This is a genomic window from Indolivaga capnocytophagoides (assembly GCF_036511535.1).
Taxonomy (GTDB): Bacteria; Bacteroidota; Bacteroidia; order Bacteroidales; family Dysgonomonadaceae; genus Dysgonomonas_A; species Dysgonomonas_A capnocytophagoides.
Window position 1 is genome coordinate 665,812 of sequence record NZ_AP028867.1, and the last position, 13,350, is coordinate 679,161.

At 37.5% G+C, this 13,350-nt stretch carries 13 protein-coding genes; 9 read left to right on the forward strand and 4 right to left on the reverse strand.

Going from position 1 to position 13,350, the window contains the following annotated elements; all coding sequences use genetic code 11:
* Positions 1-49 precede the first annotated feature (49 nt).
* Positions 50-508, reverse strand: a complete 459-nt coding sequence (locus tag AABJ51_RS02850) for a hypothetical protein (protein ID WP_338374326.1) — start codon at positions 506-508, stop codon at positions 50-52.
* Between the two features lie 370 nt (positions 509-878).
* Here AABJ51_RS02850 and AABJ51_RS02855 point away from each other — a divergent pair, with 370 nt between their 5' ends.
* The 9 genes from AABJ51_RS02855 to AABJ51_RS02895 all read left to right on the forward strand — a co-directional run bounded on the left by AABJ51_RS02855 (position 879) and on the right by AABJ51_RS02895 (position 8,623).
* Positions 879-1,988 carry a PCMD domain-containing protein gene (locus AABJ51_RS02855; RefSeq protein ID WP_338374328.1) on the forward strand — a complete coding sequence of 370 codons (1,110 nt, stop codon included), beginning with the start codon at positions 879-881 and terminating at the stop codon, positions 1,986-1,988.
* Positions 1,989-2,079: 91 nt separating this feature from the next.
* Positions 2,080-2,796, forward strand: coding sequence for a porin family protein (locus AABJ51_RS02860; RefSeq protein WP_338374329.1), 717 nt, complete (start codon positions 2,080-2,082; stop codon positions 2,794-2,796).
* Between the two features lie 553 nt (positions 2,797-3,349).
* On the forward strand, positions 3,350-4,222 hold the full coding sequence (locus AABJ51_RS02865) for a hypothetical protein (protein ID WP_338374330.1): 873 nt from the start codon (positions 3,350-3,352) through the stop codon (positions 4,220-4,222).
* Positions 4,223-4,248: 26 nt separating this feature from the next.
* Positions 4,249-5,049: a hypothetical protein gene (locus AABJ51_RS02870; RefSeq protein ID WP_338374331.1), complete on the forward strand. Its 801-nt coding sequence runs from the start codon at positions 4,249-4,251 to the stop codon at positions 5,047-5,049.
* A gap of 11 nt (positions 5,050-5,060) precedes the next feature.
* Positions 5,061-5,927: a hypothetical protein gene (locus AABJ51_RS02875; protein WP_338374332.1), complete on the forward strand. Its 867-nt coding sequence runs from the start codon at positions 5,061-5,063 to the stop codon at positions 5,925-5,927.
* A gap of 124 nt (positions 5,928-6,051) precedes the next feature.
* Positions 6,052-7,416 (forward strand): tRNA (N6-isopentenyl adenosine(37)-C2)-methylthiotransferase MiaB, encoded by a 1,365-nt coding sequence (miaB, locus tag AABJ51_RS02880; RefSeq protein WP_338374333.1) that lies wholly within the window; start codon positions 6,052-6,054, stop codon positions 7,414-7,416.
* A gap of 236 nt (positions 7,417-7,652) precedes the next feature.
* Complete coding sequence (locus AABJ51_RS02885; RefSeq protein ID WP_026626870.1) at positions 7,653-7,856, forward strand: YtxH domain-containing protein; 204 nt, start codon at positions 7,653-7,655, stop codon at positions 7,854-7,856.
* Positions 7,846-8,229 carry a phage holin family protein gene (locus AABJ51_RS02890; protein WP_051290755.1) on the forward strand — a complete coding sequence of 128 codons (384 nt, stop codon included), beginning with the start codon at positions 7,846-7,848 and terminating at the stop codon, positions 8,227-8,229. The genes AABJ51_RS02885 and AABJ51_RS02890 overlap by 11 nt, the downstream gene beginning before the upstream one ends.
* A complete protein-coding gene (locus AABJ51_RS02895; RefSeq protein WP_338374334.1) occupies positions 8,219-8,623 on the forward strand; it encodes a hypothetical protein in 405 nt (134 codons plus the stop codon). Before AABJ51_RS02890 ends, AABJ51_RS02895 begins: the two co-directional genes overlap by 11 nt.
* A gap of 225 nt (positions 8,624-8,848) precedes the next feature.
* On the opposite strand, the gene xylE is transcribed toward AABJ51_RS02895, so the two are convergent.
* The 3 genes from xylE to AABJ51_RS02910 form a co-directional block, all read right to left on the reverse strand.
* A complete protein-coding gene (gene xylE, locus AABJ51_RS02900) occupies positions 8,849-10,411 on the reverse strand; it encodes a D-xylose transporter XylE (RefSeq protein ID WP_338374335.1) in 1,563 nt (520 codons plus the stop codon).
* 91 nt (positions 10,412-10,502) lie between these two features.
* Positions 10,503-11,822, reverse strand: a complete 1,320-nt coding sequence (gene xylA, locus AABJ51_RS02905; RefSeq protein ID WP_026626867.1) for a xylose isomerase — start codon at positions 11,820-11,822, stop codon at positions 10,503-10,505.
* 43 nt (positions 11,823-11,865) lie between these two features.
* A complete protein-coding gene (locus AABJ51_RS02910; protein WP_338374336.1) occupies positions 11,866-13,344 on the reverse strand; it encodes a xylulokinase in 1,479 nt (492 codons plus the stop codon).
* Between the last annotated feature and the right edge of the window lie 6 nt (positions 13,345-13,350).

The following is a 13,350-nucleotide window of genomic DNA, read 5'->3' on the forward strand; positions in this document are numbered from 1 at the left end:
TTAATTGATTATTTATTTTAAGGTCTCTGACCTATTTATTAACTCTGTTTTAATATTTACGCTCCAAAATAATGGAATGAATAAATGCCCTCTTCAGATCAGCAGAGGTTTCCAGCTGCAAATCCTGAGCAGCATTACTATTTGTTTTTTCTTCGTATATCAGTGCCATTTCTTTTTTATCATCAGTTATATCTGACATTACCGACGAAACGCCTTCCTGAGTATAGTCATACCCCATAGAAGTAAGTGTCTGATATTTATTTACAGGATTTAGTATGGGAGCTATTGGTTTGTTTTCTTCCGAAATCTCGGATTGTACAGTTCTGGGTCTCGAAAACGGAGCGGGACTAGATTGTGTTGTATTTTCTTGACTAGCTGAAGATACTGGTCTTGGGCGTGCTTGGGTTAATGCCCTTTCTTTATTCTTTTTAGCCTCTTTCTGGTAATTGCGGACAATATTTACAATAACAACTATCGCCACAATTCCGTATATTATAAGATTCTCCATATTCAAACAAATTTTAAGGCCATAGACCTTTTAGTAAACTCATCAAGTAAACAACAATAGTCAGTTATGTTTAGATATCAAATTCTTGCCGTTACTCACTCTGAAAAATAGAATAATACAAAGGTACAAATTAAGTTGGTTTACCTAAATATAATACAGAAAACTTTTAAGGCTTCAAGCCTTTTTCTGAATTGGTCAAGTATAACAGCAATAGTTCGTTATCTAAAAAAATACAAGATTAAACTCCTGACTTGAAATAGTATGGTTGTAATGTTTGTCATACGACAAGATAAAATAACATTCTTTGTTTTGTATTGAACAAACAGATGTATATATCGTTTTAATGACGAACAACTATTTTTTTTAGTCAATGAAATCCAAGCTAACATTAACCACTCTCATCGTGGTTTTTACAACATTCTCATCATGTATTAAAGATGAACCTGAAAATATCGAAGCTGATATTCTAAGTTTCGAATTTCCGGAGTATACCGGCTTAAAGGTATCTCCAAGTAAAGAAACCAACCTTATCCTTTTCGAAGTGACGGATACCTCCCAAATTGACATTACGAGTTTGCGCCCTGAAATAAAACTGTCTGAAGGGGCAACGGTATATCCTTCACCCAATGAATATCAAGACTTCTCCGATACGGTAATCTATACGGTATATTCAGAAAATAAAGAATGGAACAGAGTATATAAAGTTCTAATAAACAGAACCCTTCCTTTAACCTTTCCTTTTGAAGAATGGGGTACCGGGGGAGTTGGTATAATGAGTTATCCTAAATTAATGGATGATACATGGGCTACTGCCAATCAGGGTATTGCATTAGCTAAATTCGGAAAAGTAGAGGAATTTCCCACAGATTTTACGACAGATGCTTATAGTGGAAAATATGCAGCCAGACTGAAAACTCAACGTGGAGGCAACTATTTTGGTTTTCTGATACCTATTTTTTCGGGATCTTTGTTCAGGGGGCAATTCGGACCTATAGTGATGTCTGATTTTGCCAAATCTGTAAAATTCGGACAACCTCATCCCTTCGATAAGGGAAGGCCTGTATCTTTCAAAGGATATTATAAATATAAAGTGGGTGATCCTTTTTATGACGAAAAGGACAACATTATTCCCGGACGGATTGATGAGTGTTCTATCTATGCAGTATTTTATAAAGTAACGAAAGGTGTGATAGGAACAAAGAATGATGAGTTTCTTGATGGAAATAATATATTGACATCTGATAAAATAGTCGCTATTGCCAAGTTGGACGATACTTCGGAGAAAGGAGAATATACACACTTTGATCTACCTTTCAGGTACAAAGAAACTCCCGATTATACCCAGTATGATTATAAACTGGCTGTAGTATTTGCCTCAAGCAAAGAAGGCGATTTCTACAGAGGAGCTGTAGGAAGTACACTAACTGTCGATGAAGTAGAGGTTGTGTGTCAAGCCTATTCATCAAAAGAACCTCAATAAAAATAGCTTATCCGAATCTAAAAGAAGAGACTGTTAAATTATAAATGTATTTAATACAATGATCAGATATATTTGTTTTACTGTAATCTGTATGTTTTCATTATCTGCATACAGCCTTGATTTCCAAAAAGAAAACCTTGAACATAAAATTGTAGCAGGATTTAACCTCGGAGCTACAACTCCGACCTCTATTCCCCGTGAAGTTCGAAAGATAGGAGCTTGGTGGCCTCAATTCACTCCACAACTGGGATACCATATTATATACAACACCAATAATAAGTGGGCCTTGGGATCGGGTATTCTTCTTGATTATAAAGGAATGGGGGTAAGAGATAAAGTCAAATATCTTTATACCGAAGTAAAATTGGAAGCTGACGGGAACTATCTTAGCGGATATTTTTCGGGCAAAAATGAAACAACCGTAAAAATGGCATATGTAACCATACCCTTATTTGTGCGTTACAAAATTAATGAAAAATGGAATATCCGTGCAGGCGGCTATGCTTCATATGCTTATAGTACTTCATTCAAAGGTAAAGTATGGGATGGTTATATGAGGGCCCCCGACCCAACAGGTCCTGAAATATTAATCGAGAATAAAGGAGATGCTACTTTTGATTTCGGGGATGAAATACGAACCTTTGATTTTGGAGTTTTGGCAGGATGCGACATGAAAATAAATCATCGTTTCAGTTTGTCAGGCAGCTTCAATTGCGGGTTAACTCCTGTTTTTAGTAATAGTTTCAAAGCAGTTCCATTTAAAATGAATAATATATATGTATCATTAGGAATGTCCTATAATCTGTAGAATGTTCTTATATACATCAAATCAAAGAGTCATTCGCTGCTGAATGGCTCTTTGATTTTAACAAATAAATATTTATATTTGTCACATAAAATTTCTCTGTGTATTAATTATGACTTCGATTTTCACATATATAAATGTCGAGATTAATCTAAAATTTAACATTTTGGGTTTGGCTATGTCGTGTGAAATATTAGAGAGAGAGAGAGAGAGAGAGAGAGAGAGAGAGACGCACCTTGCGTAACTAATCATTTTTTTAACAAAACAAAATTTCTATTGTGTCAAAATGACGGAGTAGTTTTTCGTGTATCTATACCTCAATTAATATATATCAATTTTCTTACTGAAATCCGGTGCGGCAAACTGTTTATCAAGGCAGTTTTGTTGTTGTTTATTTGTTGTCGTTCTGAACTTGCTTTGAAATTATATCAGTACGCCAACCGGTTTCATTATGCAGTAAGGTGCAGCGAATGCACTTTACTGTTTCTTTTGCCACCAATTATAACTCAGAATAATAACAACAAGGTCTTTGACCTCAATATTCAAACAAATGACAATGAAAAAAATCTATTTATGTGTATTTGGGCTTATTTGCTTAATACCACTATTCTCCCAAGTAGGTATTAATACTAAATTTCCTCAAGGAGTGTTTCATGTTGATCCATTGGGAAATACTAGCTCAACAGGGACAGCCGGATTTGCCGATGATATACTTGTAACTAAAGATGGATCTATAGGCATAGGAACATTAAACCCTTCATCACACGTACATATTGATAAAGGTACAGCTAATTCTTTTATTCGTATCGAAGATACTTCGGAAGGTACTGGTGATAAGTTCTTAGCTTCAGATTCGGAAGGTAGAGGTTCCTGGATTCCGGCCATAACGCTTAACGGTAAAGTTTATCGAATGAATTCGCCGAATCAGACTGCAGTAGTTTGTAATTATAATGTGAATACAATTGTCCCCTTCAATTTGATAAAAAGTGATGATGGTACATTGACATCCAATCCAGCTCCAGGTGTACTAACAATTCAGGCAGATGGAACTTATGTTTTTAATTTTCGTTGGTGGGGTAGTATTAATGGAGGTACGACAGTTGTTTCAGATGCTTTTTTTACACCCAAAGCTTATGTCCGACTTTATAGAATAACGGTATCGGGCGGTGCCCCTGTAATATCAGGAAACCCTGTTGATGAGATTTTAGTATTTGATAGGGTACGGACAGATGTAGGTACAGGTACTTTTCGTAGAAGTACATTTATTACATCTCTGTATGGTATCGACTTAAAAAAAGGTGATTTATATGCTATAACGGTTACTCCGGCTGACAATTCGGGAATAACTTGGGAAATGGGGCAATCTCTTGCAGCAACACAGTATCCCAATATTATTTATTTTCCCAGTGTTGCCGTATATAATATATAATGGTTTTATTGTTAAGATTTTGAAGTATGAAAAAAATAAAAAAGCAATATCGTTTGATTCTCTTTTATTTTATGTTAATCTCTTTTGGGTTAAAAGCTCAGGTTGGTATTAATACAGAAGATATAAGAGGAGTATTTCATCTAGATGCGGCTGCGGATAATAATCCGATTATAAGCTCTTTATCTGAATCTAATGATGTGGTCATAACCTCTGATGGTAATATGGGAGTAGGAACAATAACTCCCACCTCTCGATTGCATATTAAATCAGACACACCTTATTCAGCATTTCGTTTGAGAACCTCGACCTCGACAGGGGCTGTATTGTTGGGTGATAGCAGTGGTAATGCATTTTGGGGGATAACTAAAGGGAATGGAGGGCGCAAATTTTCCTTTTTGCCCGTAGCCACTTCTATAAATAACAACACAACAAAGCAAATATTGCTTGATACTGAGGATAGTAATGGGATAAAAGTTCAATCTGACGGATCTTATGCCGTTATTATCAGATGGTCTCCGGCTCTTCGTTTTACATCAAAGGTGAGGCGCTCGGTTCAGATTCGTTACGAACTAAAGCGAAAAAGAGTCGGTGTCGCGGATATCGTTTGTCAGGCGGTTACAGATCAACCCTCTATGGAAACGAATCAGTATTCAACTACATTTATGAGCCTTGTAGCTCAGGATGTACTTAAAAATGATATACTTTATATCAATGTGACATTTACTGGTGTTTCCGGAGAATATCTTTACATGGATAGAACCTGGACAGGTAATACTTCTTCTGCAAAAACATTTGATACTCAATCTGTCATTTTTTACAAATTATAGATCATTAAGCAATGAAAAAAAAATATATACTAGTCCTTATCTGCAGTTCGATATTACCTGTAATGTTTAATCAGGTTCAGGCACAAGTGGGTATTAATACAGAATACCCTCGTTCGGTATTTCATATTGACGGAGCAGGGGATAATCCTCAGGATTTAACAAGCTCATTATCAGATTTACAACAATCGAATGATATAGTTATCTCTAATGATGGAAAATTAGGAGTCGGAACAATTACTCCCGGAACAAAATTGGATATAACCGATAGTAAAAGTATAACAGGACAAGAAGCTTTAAAGCTAACTCCGGCACTAGGTGTTCCCTCTATTTTGTATTTAGAGGGAGATGGTCAGACAACGACATGGCGTCCAGCTCCGAACATTGGTATATTGGGGCAGTTCAGAGTTACTTCAACTTCTTTTCCCTACCGAGTAGCTACATATGCAGGGCTGGTCAGCATGGATGGGACTATGACTGTAGAGAGTGGGTATAAAATACGTGTTCCTGCTAATGGTCGGTATTTTGTGACATTAAATATATACGGGACTAACAATTCAACTTCTTCTAGTCCTGGAAGTTCGATTCAGAGCCTATATGTTTATCTGGCTAAAAATGATACACAGGTACAATCAATGGAATATAATGCATATTATGCAGGTATAGGTTCTAATTTGGCTGATGTAATAGAATATTATCAGGCGACTCCCCTGTCTACAGGGTCGAGAATAAATTCCTTTACAGTATCGTTATATGCCGGTTATTGTGTAACTTCTGATTATTTGGTAATACGATTTGCTCCGGTTGTAGGTTACTCAACGACATCCAGCTTTACCCCAAATACGCTTAATCCTATAACCATAACTATATATAATATATAAATCAGATTTACTTTATAACGAGCTAGGTAGTAGTATGGAGAGGATATAAATCTTACTCTTTTTTCAAGTATAGGGCAAAAGAATTATCTTTGCCCTTATTTTTATTATATAAAATTAAAAAATTATGATCAACGAACAAGGACTGGACTTTAAATCCACGACTGACCGAAAATTGTTCATCGAGACTTATGGTTGTCAGATGAACGTAGCAGATAGTGAGGTAGTAGCCTCTGTAATGGAAATGGATGGCTATGTAATGACCGATAAGCTGGAGGATGCAGATGCCGTGTTTGTTAACACTTGTTCCGTAAGGGATAATGCCGAACAGAGAGTTATTCAGCGTCTGGAATATTTCAATGCTATTAAACGCAAGAAAAATAAAGACCTTATTATCGGAGTATTAGGCTGTATGGCAGAACGGGCTAAAGAAGAACTGCTGGAAAAGCATCATGCTGATGTAGTTGTAGGACCCGACGCATACCTTGATTTGCCTAATCTGGTCGGAGCTGCCGAACGAGGCGAGAAAGCAATTAATGTAAAATTATCTAAGACAGAAACTTACAAAGATGTAATCCCTTTAAAAATCGGGGGGAATCATATTTCGGGTTTTATATCCATTATGCGTGGATGCGATAAAGTTTGTACTTATTGTATTGTACCTTATACCAGAGGGCGTGAACGAAGTCGTGATCCTCAAAGTATATTGAATGAATTAAAAGATCTTAGAGAAAAAGGTTTTAAAGAAGTAACCTTGCTCGGTCAGAATGTTAATTCATACAAGTTTGAAGACGAAGGTGGTAAGGTTACCGATTTCACGGCTTTGTTGGAGTTAGTAGCATTAGCAGCACCTAAAATGCGCATTCGTTTTACAACATCATATCCGACCGATATGACTGATGACACTTTGGAAATGATTGCCAAATACGATAACCTGTGTAAATTTATACATTTGCCTGTACAATCGGGAAGTACCCGTATGCTTGGCATTATGAAACGTAAATATAACCGCGAATTGTATCTGGATCGCATTGCTGCCATAAAACGTATTATTCCGGGTTGTGGATTATCAACCGATATAATGTGCGGATATCATTCCGAAACAGAAGAAGATCAAGAGGAAACTTTATCTTTAATGAAGGAGGTTGGCTTTGATTCTGCTTTTATGTTTAAATATTCGGAACGTCCCGGCACATATGCCGCAAAAAAATTGGCAGATGATATTTCGGAAGATATCAAAATAGAACGTTTGCAGCAAATTATAAATCTACAGAATGAATTATCACTCGAAAGCAATAAACATGATGTGGGTAAGACTTTTGAAGTTTTAGTCGAAGGATTTTCGAAGAGATCAAAAGAACAATTATTCGGAAGGTCATCTCAGAATAAAGTGATTATTTTTGATAAAGGTAATCATCGTATCGGAGAGTTTGTGAATGTTAAAGTCACAGGTAATACTTCGGCTACATTATTTGGAGAAGCTCTGGATTAGGCCGCAGTCCTTTTGGTTAACTTTCTGGGTATAATATCAACACTGGTTAGTATTTCAGAATGAATCACTAAATGCTTTTGTTACTTGGTTGCATATTAACAAAGGTTAATTATAGGTGGATTTTTATAGTAATATTCTCAAAAAATATTACTTTAGGCGAGTGCCAAAAACAAAAGAAACATATCTTTGTTAAGAATATATCAATAAATTGTTACTAACATAATTGAACTATAAAAATGGGAAAATCAAATTCAAATTTACTATTTCTGGCAATCGGTGCAGCCGTAGGTGCAGCAGCCGGATATGTTGCAGCTTCTGATAAAAAAGAAGAATGGCTTAAAGAAATCAATAAATTAGTTGAAAAAGTAAAAAGCAATGTAAAGGGTTCAGCCTCGAAAGCCGAGGAGGCTCTGGAAGATCTGGTAGAGGATGAAGATTGATAACGAAAAAAACGAATATCAAGACTTTTCGGAACTCATCGACGAGTCCAAAGCTGATTTATCAAGCTATATAGATAAGCGTATAACCTTGGCTAAGCTCAAGGTTTACGAAAAGGTGGCAAGTACATCTTCTTATATTATATATAGCTTGATAATAGCTGTTTTGGCGTTGATTTTATTTGGCCTATTCCTTTTTGGTATTGCTCTTTTTATCGGAGAAGCCTTACATAATTATTCTGCCGGATTTGGAATTCTTATAGTTATTATTTTATTAATGCTGTTAGGAGTATATGTCTGTCGAAGATTATTACGCCGTTACATTGTAAATATGACTATCCGTACAATTCAGAAAATAGAAGAAGATGAAGAATGAACTGACTCCAATAGAAAAACTTCGTGAAGAAAAGGCTCGTCTCACGTGTGAATGTGCAGAACAGGAACAGCATTTATTGGAGAGAGTCGGCTATGCCCGTGAAAATTTTGGACGTTTATTGATAGGTTCGGTTTTCTCTTCTACGAAATCAGGTTTTGGCGATATATTCTCTTTATTTACAGGTGGAAAGAAGTCTCGATCGAGACAGAAGGAGGATGAAGATATTGAAGAAGAGTCTTCTATATCTAGATTTGCTCCAATGCTTATGGGTGCGGCTCCTTTAATTTGGGAAGTAGTGCAGCCTATGTTAATAGGATTAGTGGTGAAAAAAATAAAATCGCTTTTTACTAAAAAGAAGAAAAAAGTGATCAAAAATAAGAAAGCCTCGGAATAAAATTCTGAGGCTTTTTTATTAGTTACTGACTCTTTTGTAATCGGATTTCACCTCTAAAGAAAGTATTATTTGTAGATTAAAGAATTATAAGTTTCCCTTGACCGATACAGCTATTACGTTCAATATTGAATAAGATAATAACTAAATAGAATTACTGATTTTTCTATATTAAAAACAGGCTATTCAGAAATATAGCCTGTTTTCCTATTTATAGTGTTAAGAATATTACTTTTTCCAAAGATTTTCCATGTCTTCCAGAGTCTTACCTTTAGTTTCGGGAATTTTTTTCCAGACAAATAAGGCTGCAAGGACAGCCATTGCGCCATATACCCAGTAAGAGAAACCATGGTTGAAAGTACTGATAAGCGTTTCATTTTTATCCATTATAGGGAATGTCCATGACACAAGGAAGTTTGATACCCATTGAGCTGCAACAGCAATAGACATAACAGCAGAACGTACTGAATTTGGAAATACTTCTGCAAGCATAACCCAACATACAGGTCCCCATGACATGGCAAACCCCGCAGTATAAGTCAGCATAAAGACGAGCTTAAGTCCACCAGGAAGATCTGCTGCAAAAGAAGAGCCTAATCCCAGCATCGATACAGCCATAACCAACGCTCCGGTTATAAGTAAAGGCTTACGGCCGAATTTATCTACTGTAAGAATTGCCAATGTAGTAAATGACAGATTCACGATTCCGACAATGATAGTCTGTAATAAAGAACTGTCTGTGTCTGCACCCATACTCTTGAAGATTTCGGGAGCGTAGTACAAAACGACATTGATTCCTACAAACTGTTGGAATGCAGATAGTAAAAGCCCTGTGATGATAATGGCAAAACCATAAGATTTGATCGGTACGACAAGTGCGATGAGGAAACTGAAGATCATTGCTATTTCAAGCGCACTAGATACTTGACTAAATTGAAGAACAAGATATCCGATAACGAATAACACTAACCATGTCATCATGAATTTATAGTATGGCTTAAGTGATGATTCTTGTTCTTTATCGAAACTATGCTTGATTTCTTTAATTTCCTGATCGGCTTCAACAGAACCTACTAATTTTGATAGTATATTGTGAGCTTTCTCTGTTTTTCCCTTCATAACCAGCCATCTGGGTGTTTCAGGAGCAAAGAATAAAAGCAGGAAGAATAATCCCGAAGGAATCGCCAAAGATGCAAACATATATCTCCAACCTACAGAATGTAGCCATTCTCCGGTTCCTGAATCTTGTTTGGCTATAAAGTAATTAACAAAATATACCACCAGCATACCAAATATAATAGCGAATTGATTTAAAGCGACCAAACTCCCTCTTTTCGATGGTGGGGCTATTTCTGCAATATACATCGGAGAAACCATAGAAGCTATACCTACACCGATACCTCCTAATATGCGGTAGAATACAAAATGATACACAAATGTATGATCTCCTGCATCGGGCATATGATAGCCGATTTCGGGCCATGCTGATCCTATCGCAGCAAGGAAAAATAAAACAGCAGCTGCAAATAGAGCAGGCTTACGGCCAAAGTGCTGGCTCAGCCATCCGGCAATGGCTGCACCGACAATACATCCGATAAGTGCGCTGCTGACAACAAAGCCTTCCATTGCACTAGCCTCGAAAGGAGATAAATTCATGGGATCGATGAAAAAATGTCGCAGCGATTCTACAGTTCCCGATATGACGGCTGTGTCGTATCCGAAGAGCAAACCTCCGAGTGTGGCGATGAGCGTGACACCGAAGGCGTATGATTTACTTGTTTCGTTTTTCATGAAGTGGAATTTTGGTTTGGTAACCAATTGATTAAAGTTAAAATAGGTGCAGCTGTCTTTGGGGATAACTGCACCTGTTTTCAGAGTTGAATTATTTTGTGTACATATTTACAATGGCTTCATAAAGCTCTTGTTTTCCACTGATTTGTTTAGGTTCGCCTGCTTGTTTAGCGTATGAAACAAGATCTTCGAGTTTTAGTTTTCCTGTTTCGAAGTCTTTTCCTTTACCTCCATCAAATGAAGCGTAACGGTCTTTCAGCATTTTGCTGTATGGAGAATCATTCAGCAGTTCAGCAGCATTTTCCAAAGCACGAGCCATTACATCCATACCTGTGATATGGGCGATAAAGATATCTTCCAGATCGGTAGAGTTACGACGGGTTTTGGCATCGAAGTTTGTACCTCCATTACCAAGTCCACCATTACGGATAATTTGGATATATGCGTGAACAAGTTCAAATTGGTCGATGGGGAACTGGTCTGTATCCCAGCCGTTTTGATAATCTCCACGGTTTGCGTCAATAGATCCGAGCATACCGGCATCTACAGCACAAGCCAATTCGTGTTCGAATGTATGTCCGGCCAATGTTGCATGGTTTACTTCGATATTGATCTTGAAGTCTTTATCCAAACCATAGTTACGAAGGAAGCCTATAACTGTTTCAACATCATAGTCATACTGATGTTTAGTTGGTTCCATTGGCTTGGGTTCGATAAGGAAAGTTCCTGTAAATCCTTTAGAGCGTGCATAATCACGTGCGATAGTCAACATTTGAGCCAAATGTTCTTTCTCGCGTTTTTGGTCTGTGTTGAGGATTGACATATAACCTTCACGTCCTCCCCAGAATACATAATTTGTACCGCCTAGCTCAATTGTAGCATCAATAGCATTCTTAATCTGAACGGCAGCACGTGCAACAACATCAAAATTAGGATTAGTGGCAGCACCGTTCATATAACGCTTATGACTGAATACGTTAGCTGTTCCCCACAATAATTTGATACCTGTTTCAGCCTGTTTTTGCTTTGCGTATGCAGTAATTGCTTTCAGGTTAGCTTCATATTCTTCAATGGTGTTTGCTTCGTCTATAAGGTCTACATCATGGAAACAGTAATATTCGATACCGATCTTTTGCATAAATTCGAAACCTGCATCCATTTTTGCTTTGGCTTTATCTAAAGCTGAGGCTCCTTCGCTCCAAGGAAATGTTTTGGTTCCGGGACCAAATGGGTCACCACCTTCAGCACATAGAGTGTGCCACCAAGCCATCGCAAATTTCAACCAATCTTTCATTTTCTTGCCATTTACCAGTTTTTCTGGATCATAGTAATGGAATGCCATTGGATTTTTACTGTCTTTACCTTCAAATTTGATTTTACCGATACCCGGAAAAAATTCTTTTGTAGCCATTGGTTATTAGTTTAAATTTTCGTTAGTAATAAAATATTTATGTTTATTTGATTATCAGTGATTTCCATCTCTCATAAGCATCTCTGTATTGAGCTTTTTTATTGGTTTCGGGCTCTATAACTGCAATTTTAGTCAGTGACGAGAAAGCCTCTTCATTTGACGCATAAATGCCTACCCCCATTCCTGCAGCTTTTGCAGCACCGGCAGCACCATCGGTGTTGAATAGTTCTATGGTTGCACCGCTTACATTCGCTAAAGTTTGAGCAAATACAGGACTTAAGAACATATTAGCATGACCGGCTCTTATCAAGTGGATATTCATACCCATTTCTTTCATTATCTCCATACCGTATTCATATGAAAAAACGATACCTTCTTGTCCGGCTCTTAATAAGTCTGCCTTGTTGTGTATATTGAAATTGACACCATGTATGGAGCAGTTAACTTCTTTATTCTCGAGTACACGTTCCGCCCCGTTTCCGAATGGAATGATAGACAGCCCCTTCGCTCCGATGGGGGATTGTGCTGCTAGGTTATTCATATCGTTATATGAAAGCCCTTCGACAGCGAGATTACGTCTCAACCATGAGTTAAGTATTCCGGTTCCATTAATACACAACAATACTCCTAAACGGGTTTGATCGGGTGTATAATTGACATGGGCAAAAGTGTTAACACGGGAGCGTGTATCGTAGTCTAATTTATCGAGTACACCATATACAACACCAGAAGTACCTGCTGTAGAAGCTATTTCTCCCGGATTGAAGACATTTAACGATGCAGCGTTGTTAGGCTGATCGCCTGCACGGTATGTAATAGGAGTACCTTCTTTCAGTCCAAGTTCTTTTGCGGCTTGAGCGGAAACTTCAGCCTGAATGCCGAATATTGGTTTTATCTCAGGAATAAAGCTTTTAGGAATGCCGTAATAATTCAGAACGTCTTCAGATACCGACTGATTTTTGAAATCCCAGAACATTCCTTCTGATAAACCTTCGATAGTCATGGCGATATCCCCCGAAAGTTTCATTGCTATGTAATCGCCCGGAAGCATCAGCTTATCTATTTTTTCGAAAATATGAGGTTCATGTTCTTTTACCCAGGCAAGTTTCGATGCGGTAAAATTTCCTGGTGAGTTTAGCAGGTGTGATAAGCATTTTTCTTCACCTATAGCCTTAAATGCCTTTTCACCGTAAGGCACAGCACGGCTATCGCACCAGATAATGGAAGGGCGCAATACCTGTTGGTTTTTGTCTACTAAAACCAATCCGTGCATTTGCCAGGTGATTCCAATTGCCTTTATATCTTCAGCTTTTACACCCGATTGTTTGATGATAGACTCATGAGCCAGTTTCAGGTTTTTCCACCATTCTTCGGGAGCCTGTTCTGCCCATCCTGCTTTTACAGCGGTAATCTCCATTTCTTCTTTTGGGTAGAAATCAGAGGCAACTATCTTTCCTGTGTTGGCTTCTACCAAGCAGGCTTTTACAGATGAACTTCCTATGTCGTATCCTAATAAATACATATGATC

What these genes read in the sequence shown, in the direction of transcription:
- AABJ51_RS02850 (WP_338374326.1), bottom strand. Translation starts at nt 508, where the DNA reads ATGGAGAATCTTATAATATACGGAATTGTGGCGATAGTTGTTATTGTA.
- AABJ51_RS02855 (WP_338374328.1), top strand. Translation starts at nt 879, where the DNA reads ATGAAATCCAAGCTAACATTAACCACTCTCATCGTGGTTTTTACAACA.
- AABJ51_RS02860 (WP_338374329.1), top strand. Translation starts at nt 2,080, where the DNA reads ATGTTTTCATTATCTGCATACAGCCTTGATTTCCAAAAAGAAAACCTT.
- AABJ51_RS02865 (WP_338374330.1), top strand. Translation starts at nt 3,350, where the DNA reads ATGAAAAAAATCTATTTATGTGTATTTGGGCTTATTTGCTTAATACCA.
- AABJ51_RS02870 (WP_338374331.1), top strand. Translation starts at nt 4,249, where the DNA reads ATGAAAAAAATAAAAAAGCAATATCGTTTGATTCTCTTTTATTTTATG.
- AABJ51_RS02875 (WP_338374332.1), top strand. Translation starts at nt 5,061, where the DNA reads ATGAAAAAAAAATATATACTAGTCCTTATCTGCAGTTCGATATTACCT.
- miaB (WP_338374333.1), top strand. Translation starts at nt 6,052, where the DNA reads ATGATCAACGAACAAGGACTGGACTTTAAATCCACGACTGACCGAAAA.
- AABJ51_RS02885 (WP_026626870.1), top strand. Translation starts at nt 7,653, where the DNA reads ATGGGAAAATCAAATTCAAATTTACTATTTCTGGCAATCGGTGCAGCC.
- AABJ51_RS02890 (WP_051290755.1), top strand. Translation starts at nt 7,846, where the DNA reads ATGAAGATTGATAACGAAAAAAACGAATATCAAGACTTTTCGGAACTC.
- AABJ51_RS02895 (WP_338374334.1), top strand. Translation starts at nt 8,219, where the DNA reads ATGAAGAATGAACTGACTCCAATAGAAAAACTTCGTGAAGAAAAGGCT.
- xylE (WP_338374335.1), bottom strand. Translation starts at nt 10,411, where the DNA reads ATGAAAAACGAAACAAGTAAATCATACGCCTTCGGTGTCACGCTCATC.
- xylA (WP_026626867.1), bottom strand. Translation starts at nt 11,822, where the DNA reads ATGGCTACAAAAGAATTTTTTCCGGGTATCGGTAAAATCAAATTTGAA.
- AABJ51_RS02910 (WP_338374336.1), bottom strand. Translation starts at nt 13,344, where the DNA reads ATGTATTTATTAGGATACGACATAGGAAGTTCATCTGTAAAAGCCTGC.